Source organism: Halobacillus litoralis (genome assembly GCF_020171725.1).
GTDB lineage: Bacteria > Bacillota > Bacilli > Bacillales > Halobacillaceae > Halobacillus > Halobacillus litoralis_F.
The window spans coordinates 407,930-430,088 of sequence record NZ_JAIVAJ010000001.1 but is presented as its reverse complement, the minus strand read 5'-3'; the positions used below and the strand labels follow the sequence as shown (position 1 = coordinate 430,088).

Here is a 22,159-nt window from a genome sequence, read left to right as displayed (position 1 = left end):
TCCCTTCTGTTATTTATTTTTTCCCATTCCGTTTTCCCTCATGTAGCAATCGCGGACCATCTGTTTTCGTTTTTCAGACATGTTTTGCAGCTCCTCAAGTACGTCATGAAAACATAAGAGCTCATATATAAGGATTGTCTGAGGAGGCAGATGATGCCTGAAGTGGCTTTCTTTCTCAACATGTTGTTCTTTCCACTTCCAAAACATGTGGTCCAGTCGGTCAACTCTTAGAAATTGATCTTCTGATATGGAATGGGTGGGATCTTGCAGCACATTGACATAATCCTTCGTTATTTCGAGAAGGAGCTCTTTCTCATCATCGGAAAAGTCGGACCCTTCAGTTCTGACATACTGCAGGTTACCGAGGTGGTACGCAATCTGCTGCAGCGCTCCGATTTTTTTCTGGGAAAACTGAAACGCCTGCAGCTCATCTTTCGTATGCCTGTGGTATTTCCACTCTTCGCGTTGATAACTGGAAAGCAAATACGTTCTTTCCAAATGAGCCGTCAACTGTCTGTAAGATCTTTGGATACCTCGGTTTTTCTCTTTAGATTCTGCAAAGGTGTTCGAGATTATTCGCTCGAGTAAACGACTTGAATGATTATATAGGTCGTTGATGTTCTTGTAAATCATCGGCGAATAGTTAGGAGGTAAAAGGAAAAAATTCACAAGAGTTGATATGATGATACCAATAGATGTAGTACCCAATCTTGTGAAGAATGAAACAATATGATGGTCTTGAAAATCTGGAATCATTGCTGTTGCGGTAATCGTGGCCACCAAGATCCCGTCATCGAGTTTGAGTTTATGACAAACGGCAATGGTAATCATGGCAGCGAGAGCGAACGTCAAGGCTCCCTTGCCGAACATGGAATAAAAGGTCGTTGCCAGAAGTGCACCGATAGCAGAGGCCGGGAAACGAACAACAGCTTTCTTAATGGAGTCTGCTGCCGTATGTTCAATCGTAACAATGGCAGTGATGACCGCAAAAATAATAGGCAGGTCAAAAAAGCCACAGATGAGAGCTGTGAAAAAGACTGAGATTCCCGTTTTAATCGTTCGACCACCGAATAATTTAAATTGTTTGAGAGATTCCATCATTTCAATCACCTTTGTGAGCTCGAAGTATCTTTCAACCACGATTTGCTATTATATAATAAAATATCTCAAAACGATAGAAAAAAAACAAATAACGTTTTATAATTGAGTTTGGAAATACATAACAGTGGAGGGGACATCTATGTTAAAACGTATGATCAGCGGACTGTTGATTCTATTCTTCTTGGCCGCCTGTGGTGGCGTAGACAGCCAGGAGGCGCCTGAAGAGACACAGCAAAGTGAAGAGACAGAAACCGAACAACCAGAGCCTGAGACTGAAGAAACGTCCAAAGGTGAAGGGGAAGATACATCTCAGGAAGAAGAAAGTGATGAAGAAGCAAAAGATTCTGAATCTGCCGATGAGACGTCTGCACAACCGGAAGAAGAACCGAAGGAGCCTCAATATAAGCTCGGAGCGAATTGGTCGTTTGAGCCGATTGCTGACGCAAATCCACAGGTCGCTTTAATTACGATTGACGACGCTCCAGACAAATACGGGGTCGAAATGGCGAAAACATTGAAAGAAATGAATGCACCAGCCATTTTCTTCGTTAATGGTCATTTTATTGACACAGAAGAAGAAAAAGAAAAGCTTAAGCAGATCCATGAATTAGGATTTGCGATCGGTAATCACACGAACTCACATGCTTCACTACCTGATTTGACTGAGGAACAGCAGAAGCAGGAAATCGTCGGACTGAACGATCAAATTGAAAAAGTAATCGGAGAGCGTCCGAAATTCTTCCGTGCACCTTTCGGACAGAATACAGATTACTCGAAGCAGCTGGCTAAAGAAGAAGGCATGCTAGTCATGAACTGGACGTATGGGTACGACTGGAATGAGGAATACATGAGTGCCGATGCGATTGCGGATATCATGGTGAACACAGAGCTCTTAAACCATGGTGCCAATTTATTGATGCACGACCGTGAATGGACATACAACGGGTTAACCCAAATCGTTGAAGGGCTGCGCAATAAAGACTATGAGCTCTTGGACCCGGCATTGATCCAAACTCCATAAATGTTATGGAATGAATCTTCTCAAACCCCGGAGGGGGCAGCTAAATGGCTGCTCTTTCCGGGGTTTTTTCATTCTTTCATTCTTTCATTCTTTCTTTCTGCGACCTTCGTGTTCTAAAATAGCGGTGCATGCATATATGCATCGAGTTAAATTAATAGTATGACACATTTTTAAAAAAGTTATACTTTTAGGCTTGCTTTTGTGAATGTGACCTATTAAAATGAAGATATATTGAAAGCGATTACACTAAAGGGGAGTGGATGTAATGGGTACAATCGTTTGTCAAGACTGTCAAAAGGTGATTGAGCACTACGAGAACGAGAAGGTTTCTACTCTTTACAGTACATGTCCAACATGCCATACAGTTGAAGCTGAATAACGAAAAAGCCCGCTGCTTATCCGCAGCGGGCTTTTATTATTGGAAAGCTTTTTGTTCACGTATGACATGAATCGTTTCAAGTGTGTCATCTTCAGGTCCTTGGACAGGTAGACCTGCCTCAATATTCTGGTCGATGTAGGTGATATTCTCTTCGGTAATGATTTCGCCTGGAATGAAAATAGGAATGCCTGGCGGATAGACCATAACGAATTCGGCGCTGATCCTGCCTACAGCTTCTTTCAAAGGGATGACCTCTGTCGAAGCATAGAAGGCGTCTCTCGGCGTCAGGGAAAGAACAGGGATCTCAGGCACTTGAACCGTAACCTCTTTGTCTTCATAGGTTGGCGTAGACGCTTCTGAAAGGGCGCGTAACGCCTGGAGGAGAAGTTCGATTTCGTTTTCACTGTCACCTGGCGTCACAATACAGAGTAGATTATATAAGTCGGAAAGCTCGACTTCGATGTTATAGTGCTTCCGCAGCCACACTTCCGCATCATAGCCTGTAATGCCGAGGTTTTTGACAGAAATGATCAATTTCGTCGGATCATATCCGAACGTTGCATCACTTCCCAAGAGTTCTTCTCCAGGGCAGTACAGATGAGGGATCTCATTAATTTTATCGCGCGCCTCATACGCAAGTTTCAGGCAGGTGTCGAGAAGCTCTTTTCCTTTCACAGCAAGGTGGCGGCGGGCTGTGTCTAGAGAAGCGAGCAGGATGTACGACGTAGAGGTTGTCGTCAACATCGATAAGATCGTCTGAACACGTTCGTGAGAGACAAGCCCCTCGCGAAGATTCAGGACGGAACTCTGGGTCATAGAGCCTCCCAATTTATGAACGCTCGTCGCCGCAAGGTCTGCGCCTGCCTGCATCGCAGAAAGGGGCAGTTGATCATGGAAGTGGATGTGCACACCATGTGCTTCGTCCACTAAGACAGGGATATCAAAAGAATGAGCAATTTCAACGATGTGGGCTAGGTCAGCTGTAATTCCGAAATAGGTCGGGTTTATGACGAGCACTCCTTTTGCGTCAGGGTGTGCTTCACAAGCTTTTTGTACAGCGTTCGGTGTAATCCCGTGCGATATGCCAAGACGCTCATCAAGTTCAGGATGAATGAAGACAGGCTTCGCTCCGGAAAAAATAATGGCGGTGGTAATTGATTTATGGACATTTCTTGGAACGATGATTTTGTCACCAGGCTGACAGACGCTCATAATCATCGTCATGATTGCACCTGATGTTCCTTGAACAGAGAAAAAGGTATAGTCAGATCCAAAAGCTTCAGCAGCTAATGCTTGCGCTTCTTTGATCATTCCTCCAGGATGGTGGAGGTCATCTAGTGGTTCTATATTGATCAAGTCTATGGATAGAGCCGATTCACCGATAAATTCACGAAATTCCTGGTCCATTCCTTTCCCTTTTTTGTGGCCGGGAATGTGAAATTGGACTGGGTTTTTGGATGCATGTTTTTTCAACCCCGTGAACAGGGGTGTGTTGTTCTGGTTCATTTTGTTTCAACACCTCAAATCAAGATAGAAAGCAAATGAATTATAGCAGAGTCCTCACCCACTGGCTAGTTATTTTTGTAAACGGGCTAAGTGGCTATAAGTACCGATAATGAATCGTATCGTGATAAACTAATCAGTAAGGGAGGGATTCTATGGATTGGGAGACAAAAGTTACTCGATTACTTGGTATTTCGTATCCTATTATTCAAGGAGGACTCGCTCATCTGGCCTATTCCGACCTGGCTGCAGCCGTGTCGAATGCGGGGGGACTTGGACAGATTACTGCGATGAGCACAAGTGGACCACAGGAGCTGCGATCTGAGATCCAGAAGGTCCGTCAGCTGACCTCAAGACCTTTTGGAGTGAACTATGCCATCGGCCAGCACGGTCGTCCATTCGAAGAAATGGTTCAAGTGGCAATCGATGAACAAGTACCCGTAATCAGTGTGACGGGTGGCAATCCGAAACCAGTCCTTCAGAAGGTAAAGGGCAGGGGGATTAAAACATTGGTCCTTGTAGCGGCAAGGCGGCAGGCTGAAAAGGCGGAAGAGCTCGGAGCGGATGCTGTGATGGTCGTAGGCCACGAAGGCGGTGGTCACCTTGGGCGATATGATATCGGTACGTTTGTCTTAACACCGCAAGTGGTGGATGCTGTCGATATCCCCGTCATTGCTTCTGGAGGCATCGGGGATGGGAAAGGGTTGATGGCGGCTCTTTCTTTAGGAGCAGAAGGCATCGAGATGGGGACAAGGTTCATCGCCACGCAAGAATGCAGGCATGCGCATCAGCTGTATAAGGAAGCATTAATTCAAGCGGACGAATCTTCTACTTCCGTCATCAAAAGGAGTTTGAACTCTCCCGCAAGAGCCTTGACGAATGAATGGACAGAGCGAATCCTGGATCTTGAGAAAGAGGAAGCGGGTTATGATGGGTTGAAAGATTATATCAGCGGTGAGGCGAATAAGGCCTTTATCCACGACGGCAGGCAATCGGAAGGGTTTGGATGGGCTGGGCAGGTCGCATCGAGAATAAAGGATATCCCTACTGTAGAAGACCTTTTTAAGAGAATGCTGATGGAAGCGGAACAGATCCGCACCCGTTGGTCATAATGATACATAAGGAGGCGTTTAAATGAGCTACTCTTACCCGATTGATGAACAATATTGGTCTAAGGAAGAAATAATCGACGTAGTAAACTTTTACAATTTAGTCGAGCAGGCGTATGAGAAAGGGGTCAATCGTGACGATCTCATGATTGCTTACACGAGATTCAAGCAGATTGTTCCTTCTAAAAGTGAGGAGAAAAAGCTGACTAGTCAATTTGAAAAAGAGTCCGGTTATTCAAGCTATCGGACGATAAAGAAGGCTAAAGAAAGCAGTCCCGGAGATAAGGTGAAAATGTCTTAAATAAACGATGAATCAAGAAAAAGGACGGGCATATCGCTCGTCCTTTTTCTTGTTCGATCTAAACGGTTTTCGTCAATCGGTAAAGCGGTTCAAGCGTTTGGAAAGTCTCTTTACATAAATCGAGAAACGCATCCGGGTCCTTCAACCTTGCATCATCTCTTGAGATGGTTTGTCCGCAGAGGATTTCTGCCTTTTGGACCGTTTCCAACCGGTCCATCATGGAGGTGAACTTTCCGTCTTTTACTTCCTTGTGTGGAATGGCATCAGGCTTGGTGTGATCAATCGACCATGAATAATGATCGGGCACTTGTTTCAGAATATCCTCTTTGTTGTTTTTCAACGCCTTTGCGAATTCTTGTTTAATGGGGCTTTCATAAATGACAGCGAACCAAATAAAGACATGGGTTTCCCACAACCCGACTTGAAAATGGGGGAGTTTTTTGTAGCCTCGTTTGTTAGAGGCTAGAGCTGCCCATGTATCGTTTGGTGGGTTGGTTTTGCGCCTTGCGTGTCTGGCTACGTGGACGAACATTTCATCTCCTGTCATAGCTGTCACATCAGGAGCAAGGTCCGTAGCAATGGCTTCAAGCTTAGGTGAAATCTGACCGCGCAGTGATTCCATTCTATTTTCAAGTCCTGGAATGGTGAATACGTCGAAATCCTTCTGTGTGAATCCATCAAATGTTGTCATAACATCAACTCCTTTATTCCGCCTTATTCTACCACATAATAAAAAGCTGTATAAGCAATGTGTTCTCTGCGTTTGAACGTTTACAAATTGGGTTAAATATAAGTAATCTTATAGAAACTTTTGCCGCGTAGAACACATATATATACAGTAAGGATTTGAAAGGGAGGGATTGACCATGAAACATGTCATGGAAGCTTTACGTAAACGAGAAGCAGAAGAGAAGCTCCCGGTGATCCGTATGGAAATCGATTACGAATTAGTGACCTTACACGATGCCATGCTTGCTGGGGACCAGGCTCAGATGATGAAAGCAAAACGAAAGCTCTCGGCATTACGTAAGCAATTAATTGAATGGTCGGTTTAAACACGAGTAACAATAAAGTTGCTCGTGTTTTTTTGTCTTTTTTAAGCAGGTTTTGATACGATGTAAAGTAAGTTGAAAAAAAGGAGAAGTCGTCGATGGATAATCAGTTGAGAAATGAAATCTATGATCAGGCAGCATCTTGGATATTGGAAGCAGGGGAATACATCCGCGAAAACATCGATGCTCCACGTTCAATTGAAACGAAGTCGAACCCGAATGACCTCGTTACGGAAATGGATCAGCGGACCGAGCAGTTTTTTGCTGATAAAATCAAGACAACCTATCCGGAACATTATTTACTAGGCGAAGAAGGGTTCGGGGATGAACTGGAGAATCTGGACGGGACTATCTGGATTGTAGATCCGATTGATGGGACAATGAACTTTGTACACCAGAAACGCAATTTTGCCATATCCATCGGTATCTATGTAGATGGAATCGGTGAAATCGGACTTATTTACAACGTCATGGAAGATACGCTCTATTCGGCTAAGCGGGGCGAAGGAGCTTACAAAAATGACGTGAAACTTCCTTCATTAAACCAACAACGTCCGTTAAACCAATCGATATTGGCGTTGAACACAACATGGATGTTACCTGAGAATCCTCATATTGAACATCAAGGCGTGCATGAATTGGTGAAAACCTTAAGAAGTACAAGAACGTATGGTTCAGCTGCTCTTGAGTTTGCCTTTGTTGCTGAGGGGATTCTGGACGGGTACTTGACGATGACGCTCATGCCATGGGATTTTGCTGGAGGAGCCATTCTGGTTCATGAAGTCGGAGGTCTCGTGACTCAAGCGAACAAGGAACCACTAAACCTGTTGGAGAAGTCAACAGTACTCGCCAGCCGGACCAACATACACAATGAAATAGCTGATGAATATGTAAACTTGAAAGCAAAAAGCGACCGTTCATAAACGGCCGCTTTTTCTCTTACGGAGGTTAGGCTGATTGAGTAGCGGAGCGCTTCAATTTCAGACCATATCCCATAAACACGAATCCTAGTAAAAATAATGCGCCGGCCAGCCAGAACACTTCCTGTCCGAGAGCGAATGCGCAAAGTATGAATGAGAATATAACAAGAAAAGCTAAGAATGCCATACGTACTGGCGTGTACTTCATCATGATCACCTCTATTCTACTTGCATTATATCGAAGTTACAGGAAATATGAAAATCCCTCCATGGGTGGTTTCTTTTCCTATTATCTTGTATGATATGGGGAGAGGTATTTGTAAGGAGGAGCGTCATGCAGGATATGTCCACATTGCCAGTGCCAACCGATTTATGGCCTGTAGCGGACTTCTTCTTCCGTGGTCTCGGGAGTGAAGTGAATTTGAATAACGAAGACGAGGTAGCCATCCTGTTTCGTTCATTCATGTTATTATATTTGACTACTGTCGTATTGACGATTATCACATTCAAACTCGGTTTTGCGCGTAAACTACCTATGTTAAAGGCGGTCGTCGTGTATTCCGTCTTGATTATCGGTACATTTTTGTTAACCTTGATATTAGGGTTGAATTTACCGCTTCCAGAGAGTATTGCTGTTGCGGCAGTGATACTAGGAATATACCGCTTACGCTTACACAGAGAACGGAGCGGACGAGAAAGTCAACAATCATGAGAAAAGAGCTTTGCTGTTTTAGCCAGCAGAGCTTTTTTTGTTTCGGTGAACATTGATGAAAGCTGCTCACAATCTGAGAGTACAGAAAAAGGGCAGCGGTTGCTGCCCTTTCTTTACGGTAAATGTTTTTCTTTTTTTCGTTCACGGTGGAACTTGAATTGTCCTGAATCTAGACGTTTTTTGGTATTTTCTGCAATTCGCTCATGGCATGTCCCGCACATGAACGTATTGATGCGTCTGTTTCGAAGACGCTTAGCCTGTAAGCAATAGCTGTCTATTTTTTCGATAGTATCACAGATGACACATTGAACGCGCATGACTTTCACCTCAATGTTATACAATCATTTATGTAACAGTATAACACATTTTTCAAACTCTTGAAATTAGATGAAGTTTCCACGTTTCATTTCATATCGGAGCGGGAAACATGAGTATAGAAGTTTTTAGGAAAGGGTGATGATTTTGAGAAAACGTTGGTTAGTTACTGCTGTTGGTGCGGTTGCGGGTGGCGCAATTGCCTATTTTATGAAAGATGAAGAGAAGAGAGGAAAAGTCGTCGACAAAGCCAAGAGTCTGCAGGACAGCTTGAACACGAAAGCAGATATGCCTGTAGAAGAGGCTGGAAAACCTGAAGTATCGAATCTGGATAATGCAGACATGGTATCTGAGGGATCTCAATTCGGTGTTCAGTACTATAATGAATTGACGGAGAAGGAAAGAGAAATTCTTGAAAAAAGCAACAGCTAAATCCAATTTGGATTTAGCTGTTTTTTATCATCTGTCTTTGGACTGATTTTCTTCAATCTTGTGAAGTTTTTCTTGGTCTTTCTTAGGAATGGATTGTTCATTCGATTCCGATTGGGAACGTTCGTTGATTGGACCTTCCGGCATATAACGACCGACGATTTGACTTAATTCCTCGGTCACTGCCTGGACAGGGTGTCCTTCAGCAATCTTTCGTCCGAGCCCCCGAATGCGTTCGAATCCATCAGCATCAGCAACGACTACCGCTTGCTTGCCGTAAGGGTCATGCTTCAAGGCCTCCGCAACAGAAAATTTAATGACGCCTACTCTTGAACGGTCCAAGTCCTTGTCCACATCGATACCGACAGCGACATATTTACCTAGGACCACCGCTGTTGCATCGTGTACATCAGGTACTTCTACAGCGGTTTGAGCGAGCCTTTTCGCAACTTGTTGATTGGATAATGTCTCTCGTTTAACAGGGTCAGAATCTGTAACGTATTTCAAGTCGGAGTCGGCCTGCCGTTCCCTAAGCAACGATTCTTCATTATTCTGACAGGCTGCAAGAAGCAATAGCCCTGTCAGGATTACCATTATTCTCATCGGTTGCACCACTTTTCTTATTTGCCTTTTTTGGCGTTTGATTCGTGCTCATAGTGTGTGCATGCGGTGGTCATAATATGTAAAAAGGACAGCCGGATAATGGCTGTCCCTTGCAGGGTTTATTGTAATTCAATGCGTTTGATTCCTTTGATGGGTTCTTTACGATTTGACCCATCGTTGAAGTATACATGTACGGGTCCATCTTCTTTAAGTGGTTTCCCGTCTTCAGCAAATAATAAGTATGAGTCAGCTAGTTGGTCAGCATCAACAATATGTTCTCCTTCATCAGAAACGAGTTTTGCTTTTGTGACGTCGTTCTTTGGCTCGCTCGTATGAAGGAACGGCTTAATTGGCATAAGGAATGTTCCGTTCACGATGCGCTGTTTCTCGTAACGGTTAATGCTTTTATTGACAGGAGGATTGAGCTTCTGTTGATAGACTTCACGATCGAAGCGTAACGATTGGCGCTTCAATTCGTCTTCCTCTTCTGCAGATGTTTCTACACTTTCTGGTTCAAAGACTTCTTTAAATGTAACTTTTCGATCGTCGAATATCCAGACGGTCGGATCTAATGTAATCGGGAAATTTACGTTTCCGGCGATTTGTACAATCATGGTGGAGCCACCTTTCCAATTATGATCAACCCCTTCCATGATAGCAAAAAATGAATTCGATTTCATTACAAGGAGGCGAAGCTTTTGAAAAAGGATATTACACAAAACATATTAGAAGACTGGCTTGAGAATGTACGACCGTATGCTCACGACGGTCAAGTTGCCAACTATATTCCGGCTCTCTCAAGACAAAACCCGGAAGAACTGGCGGTTGCCATTCATTATGTAAATGGAGAATCGGTAGAAGCAGGATACACAGAAGCGACCTTCACGTTGCAGAGTATCTCGAAAGTGATTGCGCTCGCACTTGCTCTGATGGACAATGGCGAGGAGTATGTATTCGAACGTGTCGGCATGGAGCCGACGGGAGATCCGTTTCATTCCATTTACCGGCTTGAGAAAACACCAGGTAAACCGTTGAATCCAATGATTAATGCCGGAGCGCTCGCTGTCACGAACATGATTCATGGTGATACGCCGGATGAGAAGGTCGGGAGGCTCCTCAGCTTTGTCCACGATCTAACGGATGACCATTCCATTCGATACAATGAGGAAGTCGCATCGTCCGAGTTTGAGACTTCATTCCTGAATCGTTCGCTTCTTTTTTATATGAAGCAGCACAGAATTGTGACTGGAAGTGTGGAAGAGGCGTTGGATGCTTATACGAAACAATGTGCCATTGAGCTGAACGTCTGTCAGCTTGCGCGCATCGGTGCATTACTTGCGAATGGAGGCCGTGATTTGGAGTCAGGGCGACGGATTATTCCAAAGCACCTTGCCCGAATTTGCAAAACTTTCATGGTTACGTGTGGGATGTACGATGCCTCTGGATCATTCGCCATAAAAGTTGGAATCCCGGCAAAGAGTGGGGTGTCCGGATCGGTCCTTGCATCCTTGAACGATTTCGGAGGAATTGCGGTCTATGGACCGAGCCTCGATGATAAGGGAAACAGCGTCGTAGGACTCAAATTATTGGAGCTCTTGTCTAACCGGTACGACTTGTCAATTTTTTAATCGAATCCTCTAACGTTTGTTGCATTTTTTCGCTCCAGACGATAATATGAAAAGAGATAGATTGTAAATGGAGGGGATTTTGATGTTATCTGATGTGGCTGTGGATCATCGAGAAAAGGCCTATGCCCTTCTAAAAGCTGACGCTGACAAAATTTTACGATTGATTAAAGTTCAGATGGACAACTTGACCATGCCTCAGTGTCCACTTTATGAAGAAGTTTTAGATACACAGATGTTCGGGTTATCCCGTGAGATTCATTTTGCCGTACGTTTGAATCTCATCAGTGAGGAAGAAGGCAAGGAACTTCTTGATAACTTAGAAAAACAACTAAACGTCTTACATGAGGCTGCTCAGAAATCATGATAGACTTACTCAAATTGCGACGTCTCCTGTTGTAATTTGAGTTTTTTTGTATCTTGAGAGCTATAGGACATTTGTCTATGAAAATATGAAAAAGTAGGGTGAATACCGATGATACGACAATTAAAGACATATGACTTCAGTTTACTATTTGCCCCTATTGCGCTTGCGGCGTTCGGAACAATTATGATTTATAGTGCCAGTATGGTATTCGGGCCGATGGTCTGGGGGCTTGAGAGCGACCATTTTCTTATTAAACAGATTCAGTGGCTGGCAGTAGGATTGATTATGATGTTTGTGTTCTCCGCCATCCCTTACCGGTTCTGGCAGAGGTTAACGAAATCGATTGTGATCTTCATGTTGTTATCTCTCGGATTTTTATTTGTGTTCGGGACGAATGTGAACAACGCGGTTTCCTGGTATAACTTAGGGTTTATGAACTTTCAGCCGGCTGAGTTTGTAAAAGTCGGATTGATTATATACTTATCTTCGGTATATGCGAAGAAGCAGAAATATATTAGTGATTTCGGTAAAGCGGTCATACCGCCGTTGGTTTTAACCATTCTGATACTCGGTTTAATTATAATGCAGCCTGACATCGGTTCCGCTGCCGTTATCGGTTTGATTGCAAGTTTGATTATTATGAGCTCGGGTATTAAATGGAAGCACATCCTGCTGCTTGTCGCAGCGACATTGATTGTGATTGTGCTCGGTGCCTCTCAGATGGCAACGGATGAACGCTTGAATCGATTTTCCGGTGCTTATCAACCTTTCGAGTCTCCTGATGATGATGGGTATCACTTGATCCAATCCTATGTAGCTATTGGAACGGGAGGAATCGTTGGAGAAGGGCTTGGGCAGGGTGTTCAGAAGCTCGGATACCTGCCTCACCCTCATACAGACTTCATTATGGCGGTTATCGCTGAAGAATTAGGCTTTATAGGTGTGGGCATAACGATAGGACTTCTCGCTTTAATCGTCCTTAGAGGGTTCTACATATCATCCAAATGCCGGGATGCGTTCGGGTCTTTAATGGCTATTGGTATATCGTCTATGATCGGTATTCAGGCTTTTATTAACCTGGGGGCTATGAGCGGCATTCTCCCGATTACAGGGGTCACACTTCCTTTCGTTAGTTATGGTGGATCATCGCTCGTTATTTTAATGATAGCGGTCGGGATTTTAAACAATATAGCAAGACATGTAAAACAGAAAGAACAAGAGAAAGATGAAGAAGAAGTGCATGTTGTAAATGAAGACAAGGAAGCGACGACAAATCGAGGAGTGAGATCATGGCAGAATTGAAGAAGATTGACAAGGTGCTTGTTGCAAACCGCGGAGAAATTGCGATCCGTGTGTTCAGAGCGTGTACAGAGTTGAATATTCGTACCGTGGCGGTCTACTCACAAGAAGACACGGGATCCTATCACCGCTACAAGGCAGATGAAGCATATTTAGTAGGTGAAGGGAAGAAGCCGATTGATGCTTACCTGGATATTGAAGGCATTATTGAAATTGCAAAAAGCGTAGGCGTTGATGCGATTCACCCTGGGTACGGGTTTCTTTCAGAGAATATCCACTTTGCTGAGCGATGTGAAGAGGAAGGACTTATCTTTATCGGACCGAACAGTGAACAACTGCATATGTTCGGAGATAAGGTGAAAGCAAGAGAACAGGCCATCGCAGCTGACATTCCGGTCATCCCTGGGAGTGACGGACCGGTTAGTGGTCTTGAAGAGGTGAGACGTTTCGCTCAAAACAATGGCTACCCGCTCATGATAAAAGCAGCAATGGGTGGCGGTGGCCGTGGGATGCGTGTCGTACGTAACAGTGAATCCCTGGAAGAGGCCTATGACCGCGCCCGTTCTGAAGCACGCGCTGCATTTGGTAGTGACGAAGTCTATGTGGAGAAGCTGATTGAGCAGCCGAAGCACATAGAGGTGCAAATCATTGGGGATCGTGACGGGAACCTCGTTCACCTTTATGAGCGCGATTGTTCTGTTCAGAGGAGGCACCAGAAGGTCGTTGAAGTTGCCCCGAGCGTAGCACTGGACGACAGTCTCCGCGAACGCATTTGCGAAGCAGCGGTAAAACTGATGAACAACGTGAACTATATCAATGCGGGTACAGTTGAATTCCTCGTGACAGGTCAAGAGTTTTATTTCATTGAGGTAAACCCACGTGTTCAAGTTGAGCATACCATTACCGAAATGATTACAGGCGTCGATATCGTACAGACACAAATCAAAGTCGCAGAAGGGCATGCGCTTCACTCTAAAGAGATTGCGATTCCTAAGCAGGAAGACATCAGGACACATGGTTATGCCATTCAATCACGGGTAACGACAGAGGATCCGCTCAATAACTTTATGCCAGACACGGGTAAAATTATGGCCTACCGTTCTGGTGGAGGCTTTGGTGTGCGACTGGATGCAGGAAACGGGTTCCAAGGCGCTGTCATTTCACCCTATTACGACTCCTTACTTGTCAAATTGTCTACATGGGCCTTGAGTTTCGATCAAGCGGCTCACAAGATGGTTCGTAACCTTAAAGAATTTCGTATTCGCGGAATTAAGACGAATATTCCCTTCCTTGAAAATGTTGTACAGCATAAGCAGTTCCTGAACGGAGAATATGATACGACGTTTATTGATCGTTCACCGGAATTGTTCGTCTTCCCTAAACGCAAAGACCGTGGCACGAAGATGTTGACCTACATTGCTGATCGTACAATTAACGGGTTTGAAGGCTATGGGAACCGAAATAAACCCACCTTCAATAAACCGAGAGTTCCTTATGTTAAATATTCTGAGCCGATGCCGGACGGGACAAAGCAGATTTTAGATGAGCTCGGTCCAGATGGCCTTGCAGACTGGGTTAAGAAGCGCCCGGAAGTCCTACTGACCGACACAACGTTCCGAGATGCACACCAATCCCTTCTCGCAACAAGGGTTCGTACGAAAGACTTGGAGGCGATTGCGGAGCCTACTGCCCGTCTTCTTCCTGATTTATTCTCATTTGAAATGTGGGGAGGCGCGACATTCGATGTTTCGTACCGCTTCCTAAATGAGGATCCTTGGTCAAGGTTATTGAAGATGCGAGAAAAAGCACCTAATGTTTTGTTCCAAATGCTGCTGAGAGCTTCCAATGCGGTAGGATACAAGAACTACCCGGATAACTTGATTCGAGAATTTGTAGAAAAGAGTGCGAATGCGGGAATTGACGTGTTTCGCATCTTCGACAGTCTGAACTGGGTGGAAGGGATGAAACTTACGATCGAAGCGGTTCGTGAAAATGGCAAAGTAGCGGAGGCGGCGATGTGTTATACAGGAGACATACTGGACCCAACACGTCCTAAGTATGACCTAGAGTATTATAAGAATTTAGCTAAAGAATTGGAAGATGCTGGAGCTCATATTCTTGGTATTAAAGATATGGCAGGTCTCTTGAAACCAGAAGCGGCTTACCAACTCATAACAGCCTTGAAAGAAACCGTGGAGATTCCCATTCACCTGCATACACACGATACAAGTGGAAATGGAATCCTTACTTATGCAAGAGCTGTGGAAGCAGGGGTTGACATCGTTGACGTTGCGACCGGCTCAATGGCTGGCCTCACTTCCCAGCCTAGTGCTAACAGCCTTTACTACGCCCTTGAAGGCAGCGAACGGAAGCCGAACATAGACATTGATGCTTATGAGCAGCTCGGACATTACTGGGAGGATACACGTAACTTTTATCAAGATTTCGAAAGCGGTATGAGGGCGCCTCACACAGAGGTTTACCACCACGAAATGCCTGGAGGTCAGTATAGTAACCTACAGCAGCAAGCTAAAGCAGTAGGTCTCGGCGACCGCTTTAGCGAAGTGAAAACGATGTACCGCCGTGTAAATGATATGTTCGGTGATCTTGTCAAAGTTACGCCTTCTTCGAAAGTGGTAGGGGACATGGCTCTGTTCATGGTACAGAACGATTTGACAGAAGATGATATTTACGAGCAGGGTCAATCCATGGACTTTCCTGATAGTGTCATTCAGTTGTTCCAAGGGTATTTAGGTAAGCCTTACGGCGGATTCCCTTCCGAATTGCAGCAGATCATTCTGAAAGGTCGGGAACCCCTTCAAGTGAGACCTGGTGAACTGCTGGACCCTGTTGATTTCAAAGATTTGAAAGAGACACTTTTCCATAAGTTGAACAGACCTGTTACAAGTTTTGACATGATCAGTTATGCCCTTTATCCAAAAGTGTTCATGGACTATCAGAAGTTCACTGAGCAATACGGTGATATGTCGGTTCTCGACACGCCGACCTTCTTCTATGGCATGAGGCTCGGAGAAGAAATCGAAGTTGAGATCGAGCAGGGGAAAACGCTTATTGTGAAGCTAGTGTCTGTTGGAGAAGCGCAAGTCGACGGAACTAGGACGATTTATTTTGAGTTGAATGGTCAGTCACGTGAAGTCGTGATCCGTGATGAAAACGTGAAGGCGGCCGTGCAGCAGAGACCTAAAGCGGATAAAGCGAATGAGAAGCACATCGGTGCCACGATGCCTGGGACAGTCATTAAAGTGATTTCTTCCAAAGGTGAAAAAGTGAGCAAAGGTGATCATCTCATGATCACCGAAGCGATGAAGATGGAAACGACGGTTCAGGCTCCATTTGATGGCGTGATTAAAGATATTTATGTGGGAAATAATGAAGCCATTCACGTCGGTGATCTACTCATCGAATTCGAATAAGAACTTTATGAAAAAGCCAGGGCAGCCGCCCTGGCTTTTTTATGTTTGGATTTAATCAGGGTTCCCTCTGCTTCTTAACGAAAGAAGGATGAAATAGGAGAGTAAACCGACATAAAGAGAAATGACAAGTGCGTGCAGTAAAGCAAATGTCAGGTGTACGTAGGTAGCAATGACAAGTGCGCCGAGCATGACTTGAGCGGCCATGAGAATGACGGCAATCAGCCAACCCTTTTTCATCAGATTACTTTCTTTATAATCTTGTAAGGCTTTGATGAACATGATGATCGTCCAAATGACCACCCCTGCTGCCAGTAATCGGTGCCCCATTTGAATCCACTGGTATAATCCGTATGACGACACATCTAAAGGGGAGTCGTTGACGCAGAATGGCCAGTCGCTGCATGCCATGCTTGAGTATGTATGACGGACAAGAGCACCTGTGTAGACGACGATAAGTGTGTATGTCGCTAGACCGTAAAGAAGGTGACGGAATGATTTCCTGATAGATAACGAATCCGCCTCGAACTTTCGGTCGATCTCAAATATGATCAATGAGAGTAACAATACAGCAGAAAAAGAGACAAGCGATATTCCGAAATGCATCGCAAGCACGAAATCAGATTGCCCCCACTTCACAGCAGCTGCCCCGATTAGACCCTGTGCCAGTAAAAAGAAAAAGGCGAGGAACGCTAAAAATTTCACTTCACGTATGTCTCCGATTTTCTTCCATGATAGAACAGACAGAGCAAGGACCAACAGCCCGACAGAGCCGGAGATGACCCGGTGACTGAGTTCAATGATCATTTCCATGTCGATATTAGAGGGGACGAGTTCACCGTGGCAGAGCGGCCAACTGTTTCCGCATCCCATTCCTGATTCTGTTTTGGTAACGAGTGCTCCACCCAGCAGTACGAGCAACATACCAACGGTAGAGAGGATGGCCAGTGACTTTAACAACTTCATAGATTGATCTCCTTTATTTTAGTACAACGAACCATATCATACCATTTCACAAGCATTTATTCATTGTATCAACAGAAAAGGTTGCAAAGTCTCCCCCCCTCTGCTAGAACTGTAGAGGTGTGCCTAAATAAGAGGACGATAAAGAAATCACCAAAAAACCTGTTAAAACGACCTGAAATGGTGGATAATAGGCAAGTATAGGCTTCACAAAGTTGTCACAAATAAATAAAATTCTTGAGTTAAAATAGATAGATGTAAGATTCCATGATACAATAATTTTGATGTTTCGAGGAAGCGGTGCGTTGTTGTGCCTGAACTTGAAACGACCCTCGACTGACATTAGATGACCTCCAGCAGGTTTGTCAGAGAGGTAGAAGGAGGAAGATATTACGATGGATAACCCAAGAACAATAGAGTCTGCTTCCGCGGATTTAATGGGTCAATCGACCGTCCGTGAGTCCTCATTGTTAGCTGATATTAAAAGTCTGATCAAAGTGGGGATTATCAATTCCAACTTAATTACAACCTTCGCAGGATTTTGGCTTGCGTTATACTTTACTGGTTCAGCTTTCACGGATCATTGGGGTTCCTTTGTGCTTACAATGCTCGGAACCGCTTTCGTTATCGCAGGAGGCTGTATCATAAATAACTGGTATGACCGTGACATTGATCCGATCATGTCTCGTACGCAAAACAGACCTACGGTAACCGGCACAATGTCCTTGACATTCGTGAAGGCGCTTGGAATCAGCGTATCGATCGCAGGTTTCCTGATTTTGATGCTGACAACCGTTGAAGCCGCTCTCTGGGGAGCGTTCGGATGGTTTGTTTACGTCGTCCTTTACACGATGTGGTCTAAGAGAAGGTACACAATTAATACAGTAGTCGGAAGCTTCTCCGGTGCTGTTCCACCACTGATCGGCTGGTCAGCCGTGGACCCTGGACTTCAACTAGAGGCCTTTATTCTGTTCTTAATGATGTTTATTTGGCAGACACCACACTTTTTAGCCCTGGCTATTAAGAAAAAAGAAGAGTATCAAGCTGCAGGAATCCCAATGCTTCCTGTCGTGCATGGCTTTGCTATGACGAAACGACAGATTGTGATTTATGTTGCCTGCCTTCTTCCATTACCGATTTATTTAGCCTCACTAGGAAATGTTTTTCTCACAATTGCGTTTATTTTATCCTTCGGCTGGCTCATATTAGGGATAGCTGGTTTCTTCATGAAGGATGATTACAAATGGGCGACATGGATGTTCATATTCTCATTGAACTATTTGACCATCATGTTCTTCGCTATGGTAATCGTAACGCTACCCTTACCTTTTTAGAGTACTAGTTCACGGAAACGTGAACTAGTTCCTAATAAATAAAGATATAAGAGAAAGAGAGGTATCACTCATGAGAGGTTGGATGGGAAAATTCCGTTCCTTATTTTTATTTGGTACTCTAGCCTTGATCTTATCAGGCTGTGGTCAAGAGAATTTGAGTGCCTTAAGGCCCAAGGGCTATGGGGCGGACTTAATATTTGATCTAATGATGATCAGTATTGCAATAATGATCTTTGTCTTCATTATTGTTATGGCAATCTATGCCTTTGTCCTGATTCGCTATCGCCAGAAAAAAGGTGATGAGGACGTAGTCCCGAAGCAGGTTGAAGGAAACAAAACATTAGAGATAATTTGGACAGTTATTCCGATTATCCTTCTGTTAGTCCTTGCCGTACCGACTGTACAAGCAACATTCGATTTAGCTGACCAGTCGACGCAAGGTGATGATGGGGTGCTGACCGTTGAAGTAACGGGTAACCAGTATTGGTGGCATTTCAATTATCAAGGTGAAGAGGTATCGACAAGTCAGGAGCTCTATATTCCAGTAGGAGAAAGAGTTTATTTAGACATGAAAGCGACAGATGTGATTCACTCGTTCTGGCTGCCGTCCATCGCAGGTAAGATGGATACGAACCCTGGGGAAAATATCAATACCATGTACTTAGAAGCCTATGAAGAAGGCGTTTACTGGGGGCACTGTACTGAACTTTGTGGTCCTTCTCACTCTTTGATGGATTTCCGTGTGATTGCGGTCAGTCCAGAGAAGTTTGAGCAATTTAAAGAAGATTTACGTAACATAGACCCAGAGGCAGAACCAGAAACAAGCACAGCCCAAGAGGGACAGGATCTATTTAACAATAACTGTATGTCCTGTCACGCAATCGGTAATGCTCCAATGGGCGTAGGACCGAACTTGTCGAACTTCGCAAACCGCGAACGTATCGCTGGGATCCTGGATCCTACACAAGAGAATTTGACAGACTGGATTCTGAATCCTGACGAATACAAGCCGGGTAACAAAATGCCTGCTGTATTTGAAGGGGAGCAATTCGCAGATCTTACAAAAGAAGAAAAAAGAGATCAAGCTGAAAAAATTGCTGAATATCTGTTGCAACTCGACCACAGTGATGTGGGTGTAGACGCACCAACACAGTCTGAAAATTAAGATTTATGAGAAGGTTTGAACAAAGGGAGGTTAAAGCGTGAGTACTGCAGCTGCGCAAAAAAGTGGCTTCTTTGCTACCTTATGGGACTATTTAACAACTGTGGACCACAAAAAGATTGCTCTACTCTATTTGTACACAGGCGGTTTTTTCTTCCTGGTCGGTGGTTTGGAAGCGATGTTGATTCGTATTCAGCTGATGAAACCAGACAATGAGTTTCTGGCAGCTGGACTTTATAACGAAATGATTACGATGCACGGTACAACCATGATATTCTTAGCGGCCATGCCGTTGATCTTTGCTTTAATGAATGCCGTAGTTCCATTACAAATCGGAGCACGAGACGTTGCATTCCCATTCTTGAACTCATTAGGGTTCTGGTTATTCTTCTTCGGGGGAGTTATGCTGAACGTTTCATGGTTTACAGGTGGAGCACCTGATGCTGGTTGGACGAACTATGCTCCATTATCCACTACATCGCCTGGACACGGTGTAGACTATTATGTCATGGGGTTACAAATATCCGGGGCAGGAACCTTGATTGCCGGGATTAACTTCCTTGTAACGATCGTTAACATGAGAGCACCAGGAATGACATACATGCGTATGCCATTATTCACTTGGTCTTCATTCGTAGTGAGTGCGCTTATTCTATTCGCATTCCCAGCTCTTACAGTTGGTCTGTTCCTGATGATGTTTGACCGTATGTTTGGATCCGCTTTCTTTGACGTGGGACTTGGTGGTAACGTTATCATCTGGGAACACTTATTCTGGATCTTCGGTCACCCAGAAGTATACATTCTGATCCTGCCGTTATTCGGTGCGTTCAGTGATATCTTCTCAACATTCTCTAAGAAACGACTATTCGGTTATTCCGCGATGGTTTTCGCTACCGTTCTAATCGGTTTCTTAGGCTTTATGGTATGGGCACACCACATGTTCACAGTGGGTATGGGCCCGATTGCAAACTCAATCTTTGCGGTAGCGACGATGGCGATTGCCGTTCCTACTGGTATTAAAATATTCAACTGGCTGTTTACAATGTGGGGCGGACAAATCCGTATGACTTCAGCCATGCTATGGTCCGTGGCCTTTATTCCTTCATTTACAATTGGTGGTATGACAGGTGTTATGCTTGCAGCAGCGGCTGCCGACTATCAGTACCATGATACGTACTTCGTTGTCGGTCACTTCCACTACGTAATTGTTGGAGGAGTTGTATTTGGTATCTTCGCTGGCCTGCATTACTGGTGGCCGGTTATGTTCGGTAAGATTTTGAATGAAAAGCTTGGTAAACTGGCGTTCTGGCCGTTCTTTGTCGGTTTCCACCTGACGTTCTTCATTCAGCATTTCCTTGGACTTATGGGAATGCCACGTCGTTACTGGGTATTCTTAGACGGTCAAGGACTGAATACAGGTAACTTGATCAGTACTATCGGTGCCTTCCTGATGGCGATTGGTACCATCATCTTCCTGATTAACGTAATCTACACGGCTTACAAAGAACCTAAATGTGGAAGAGACCCTTGGAATGGTCGTACCCTTGAATGGGCAATTCCTTCTCCACCGCCACACTACAACTTTGTTCAGACGCCACTTGTACGTGGTCTGGATCCGTTGTGGGTAGAGAAAATGGATGGTAAGAATGAAATGACTGCAGCCGAACCACTGGGAGACATTCACATGCCGAACGGTTCTATTCTACCGTTTATCATGTCACTTGGCCTGTTCATTGCAGGTTTCGGATTCATTTATCAAGTGGATGACAGTGCGTGGCTGATTGCTGTATTTGTTGGTATGGGCATCACACTCGGCTCAATGCTGACTCGTTCATTGAAAGATGATTTAGGTCATCACATTCATAAAGAAGAGTTAGAAAGAGATATTAAGAAAGGGGTTGGCAAATAATGAGTCATGATGATGTTCTAAATCCGAAACAACTTCCGCATGATCCGGAAAAAGCCACCCTTGAAGGTAAGAATAAATTCCTTGGATTCTGGTTTTTCCTAGGGGGAGAAACTGTACTATTTGCAAGTTTGTTCGGTACGTATCTTGCTTTGAATGGCTCGACGCAAGGTGAGAACACTCCTGAGCACCTGTTCGGTCTTGAGCTTGTCTTTATTATGACGATGCTTCTCCTTACAAGTTCTCTTACAAGTGTGTATGCGATGTACCACATGAAGAACCACGATTTCAGTAAGATGCAGATGTGGCTTGGGATTACGGTGCTGCTTGGTTTTGCATTCCTAGGCTTCGAAATTTATGAATTTTATCACTACATTCATGAATACGGCTTCACATTCCGATCTTCCGCCTTTGGTTCAGCCTTCTATACGTTAGTTGGCTTCCACGGTGGTCACGTGCTCTTCGGTTTATTATGGATTACGTCTCTGATGATCCGTAACCAGAAGCGTGGACTGAACCTTTACAACGCACCGAAGTTCTATATCGCAAGTCTTTACTGGCACTTCATTGACGTTGTATGGGTATTTATCTTTACCGTTGTCTATCTCATGGGAAAGGTGGGTTAAC

General features: G+C 44.4%; 24 protein-coding genes. 16 read left to right on the top strand and 8 right to left on the bottom strand.

Translation table 11 applies throughout. The features are described 5' to 3' along the window. Nucleotides 1–9: 9 nt before the first annotated feature. Entirely contained in the window at nucleotides 10–1,098 is a 1,089-nt protein-coding gene (locus tag LCM20_RS02335; RefSeq protein WP_225193813.1) for an FUSC family protein, read from the bottom strand. Nucleotides 1,099–1,240: 142 nt separating this feature from the next. Between LCM20_RS02335 and LCM20_RS02330 the strand changes: the two genes are divergently transcribed. Next, the gene (locus tag LCM20_RS02330; protein ID WP_225193812.1) at nucleotides 1,241–2,122 is read left to right on the top strand and encodes a polysaccharide deacetylase family protein; all 882 of its coding nucleotides are present in this window, start codon (nucleotides 1,241–1,243) and stop codon (nucleotides 2,120–2,122) included. A gap of 265 nt (nucleotides 2,123–2,387) precedes the next feature. Next, nucleotides 2,388–2,501 (top strand): GapA-binding peptide SR1P, encoded by a 114-nt coding sequence (locus tag LCM20_RS02325; RefSeq protein WP_225193811.1) that lies wholly within the window; start codon nucleotides 2,388–2,390, stop codon nucleotides 2,499–2,501. A gap of 36 nt (nucleotides 2,502–2,537) precedes the next feature. Here the strand turns inward: LCM20_RS02325 and LCM20_RS02320 are convergent, their stop codons facing one another. Next, nucleotides 2,538–4,007, bottom strand: a complete 1,470-nt coding sequence (locus LCM20_RS02320) for an aminotransferase class I/II-fold pyridoxal phosphate-dependent enzyme (RefSeq protein ID WP_225193810.1) — start codon at nucleotides 4,005–4,007, stop codon at nucleotides 2,538–2,540. A 152-nt stretch (nucleotides 4,008–4,159) separates the two neighbouring features. Here LCM20_RS02320 and LCM20_RS02315 point away from each other — a divergent pair, with 152 nt between their 5' ends. After that, nucleotides 4,160–5,116: an NAD(P)H-dependent flavin oxidoreductase gene (locus LCM20_RS02315; RefSeq protein WP_225193809.1), complete on the top strand. Its 957-nt coding sequence runs from the start codon at nucleotides 4,160–4,162 to the stop codon at nucleotides 5,114–5,116. Between the two features lie 22 nt (nucleotides 5,117–5,138). Beyond that, a complete protein-coding gene (locus LCM20_RS02310) occupies nucleotides 5,139–5,414 on the top strand; it encodes a UPF0223 family protein (protein ID WP_225193808.1) in 276 nt (91 codons plus the stop codon). Nucleotides 5,415–5,472: 58 nt separating this feature from the next. Here the strand turns inward: LCM20_RS02310 and LCM20_RS02305 are convergent, their stop codons facing one another. Then, on the bottom strand, nucleotides 5,473–6,105 hold the full coding sequence (locus tag LCM20_RS02305; protein ID WP_225193807.1) for a YktB family protein: 633 nt from the start codon (nucleotides 6,103–6,105) through the stop codon (nucleotides 5,473–5,475). Between the two features lie 175 nt (nucleotides 6,106–6,280). Between LCM20_RS02305 and LCM20_RS02300 the strand changes: the two genes are divergently transcribed. Together LCM20_RS02300 and LCM20_RS02295 are read left to right on the top strand one after the other, a co-directional pair. After that, entirely contained in the window at nucleotides 6,281–6,469 is a 189-nt protein-coding gene (locus tag LCM20_RS02300) for a hypothetical protein (RefSeq protein ID WP_225193806.1), read from the top strand. A 95-nt stretch (nucleotides 6,470–6,564) separates the two neighbouring features. Continuing rightward, nucleotides 6,565–7,389, top strand: a complete 825-nt coding sequence (locus LCM20_RS02295) for an inositol monophosphatase family protein (RefSeq protein ID WP_225193805.1) — start codon at nucleotides 6,565–6,567, stop codon at nucleotides 7,387–7,389. Between the two features lie 25 nt (nucleotides 7,390–7,414). Here the strand turns inward: LCM20_RS02295 and LCM20_RS02290 are convergent, their stop codons facing one another. Further along, on the bottom strand, nucleotides 7,415–7,573 hold the full coding sequence (locus LCM20_RS02290; protein ID WP_225193804.1) for a hypothetical protein: 159 nt from the start codon (nucleotides 7,571–7,573) through the stop codon (nucleotides 7,415–7,417). Nucleotides 7,574–7,720: 147 nt separating this feature from the next. On the opposite strand from LCM20_RS02290, the gene LCM20_RS02285 reads away from it, so the two are divergent. After that, nucleotides 7,721–8,098, top strand: coding sequence for a YlaH-like family protein (locus LCM20_RS02285; RefSeq protein WP_225193803.1), 378 nt, complete (start codon nucleotides 7,721–7,723; stop codon nucleotides 8,096–8,098). A gap of 113 nt (nucleotides 8,099–8,211) precedes the next feature. Here the strand turns inward: LCM20_RS02285 and LCM20_RS02280 are convergent, their stop codons facing one another. Next, nucleotides 8,212–8,415 carry a YlaI family protein gene (locus LCM20_RS02280; RefSeq protein WP_225193802.1) on the bottom strand — a complete coding sequence of 68 codons (204 nt, stop codon included), beginning with the start codon at nucleotides 8,413–8,415 and terminating at the stop codon, nucleotides 8,212–8,214. 145 nt (nucleotides 8,416–8,560) lie between these two features. Between LCM20_RS02280 and LCM20_RS02275 the strand changes: the two genes are divergently transcribed. Continuing rightward, nucleotides 8,561–8,845, top strand: a complete 285-nt coding sequence (locus LCM20_RS02275; RefSeq protein WP_225193801.1) for a YtxH domain-containing protein — start codon at nucleotides 8,561–8,563, stop codon at nucleotides 8,843–8,845. A gap of 27 nt (nucleotides 8,846–8,872) precedes the next feature. On the opposite strand, the gene LCM20_RS02270 is transcribed toward LCM20_RS02275, so the two are convergent. After that, entirely contained in the window at nucleotides 8,873–9,445 is a 573-nt protein-coding gene (locus LCM20_RS02270) for a YhcN/YlaJ family sporulation lipoprotein (protein WP_225193800.1), read from the bottom strand. Nucleotides 9,446–9,564: 119 nt separating this feature from the next. Then, complete coding sequence (locus tag LCM20_RS02265; protein ID WP_225193799.1) at nucleotides 9,565–10,059, bottom strand: hypothetical protein; 495 nt, start codon at nucleotides 10,057–10,059, stop codon at nucleotides 9,565–9,567. An 84-nt stretch (nucleotides 10,060–10,143) separates the two neighbouring features. Between LCM20_RS02265 and glsA the strand changes: the two genes are divergently transcribed. From glsA to pyc, 4 genes are all read left to right on the top strand, one after another. Further along, complete coding sequence (glsA, locus tag LCM20_RS02260) at nucleotides 10,144–11,073, top strand: glutaminase A (protein WP_225193798.1); 930 nt, start codon at nucleotides 10,144–10,146, stop codon at nucleotides 11,071–11,073. A gap of 82 nt (nucleotides 11,074–11,155) precedes the next feature. Beyond that, the gene (locus tag LCM20_RS02255) at nucleotides 11,156–11,437 is read left to right on the top strand and encodes a YlaN family protein (protein WP_225193797.1); all 282 of its coding nucleotides are present in this window, start codon (nucleotides 11,156–11,158) and stop codon (nucleotides 11,435–11,437) included. A gap of 108 nt (nucleotides 11,438–11,545) precedes the next feature. Next, nucleotides 11,546–12,739 (top strand): putative lipid II flippase FtsW, encoded by a 1,194-nt coding sequence (gene ftsW, locus LCM20_RS02250; RefSeq protein WP_225193796.1) that lies wholly within the window; start codon nucleotides 11,546–11,548, stop codon nucleotides 12,737–12,739. Continuing rightward, nucleotides 12,727–16,170, top strand: a complete 3,444-nt coding sequence (gene pyc, locus LCM20_RS02245; RefSeq protein ID WP_225193795.1) for a pyruvate carboxylase — start codon at nucleotides 12,727–12,729, stop codon at nucleotides 16,168–16,170. Before ftsW ends, pyc begins: the two co-directional genes overlap by 13 nt. A 51-nt stretch (nucleotides 16,171–16,221) precedes the next feature. On the opposite strand, the gene LCM20_RS02240 is transcribed toward pyc, so the two are convergent. Beyond that, entirely contained in the window at nucleotides 16,222–17,133 is a 912-nt protein-coding gene (locus LCM20_RS02240) for a COX15/CtaA family protein (protein WP_225193794.1), read from the bottom strand. Between the two features lie 392 nt (nucleotides 17,134–17,525). Here LCM20_RS02240 and cyoE point away from each other — a divergent pair, with 392 nt between their 5' ends. From cyoE to LCM20_RS02220, 4 genes are all read left to right on the top strand, one after another. Further along, nucleotides 17,526–18,464 carry a heme o synthase gene (gene cyoE / locus LCM20_RS02235; RefSeq protein WP_263621893.1) on the top strand — a complete coding sequence of 313 codons (939 nt, stop codon included), beginning with the start codon at nucleotides 17,526–17,528 and terminating at the stop codon, nucleotides 18,462–18,464. A 70-nt stretch (nucleotides 18,465–18,534) separates the two neighbouring features. Further along, complete coding sequence (gene coxB, locus LCM20_RS02230) at nucleotides 18,535–19,629, top strand: cytochrome c oxidase subunit II (protein ID WP_225193793.1); 1,095 nt, start codon at nucleotides 18,535–18,537, stop codon at nucleotides 19,627–19,629. Nucleotides 19,630–19,666: 37 nt separating this feature from the next. Beyond that, nucleotides 19,667–21,535, top strand: a complete 1,869-nt coding sequence (gene ctaD / locus LCM20_RS02225; RefSeq protein ID WP_225193792.1) for a cytochrome c oxidase subunit I — start codon at nucleotides 19,667–19,669, stop codon at nucleotides 21,533–21,535. Next, nucleotides 21,535–22,158: a cytochrome (ubi)quinol oxidase subunit III gene (locus LCM20_RS02220; RefSeq protein ID WP_225193791.1), complete on the top strand. Its 624-nt coding sequence runs from the start codon at nucleotides 21,535–21,537 to the stop codon at nucleotides 22,156–22,158. Before ctaD ends, LCM20_RS02220 begins: the two co-directional genes overlap by 1 nt. The last annotated feature ends 1 nt before the right edge of the window (nucleotide 22,159 follow it).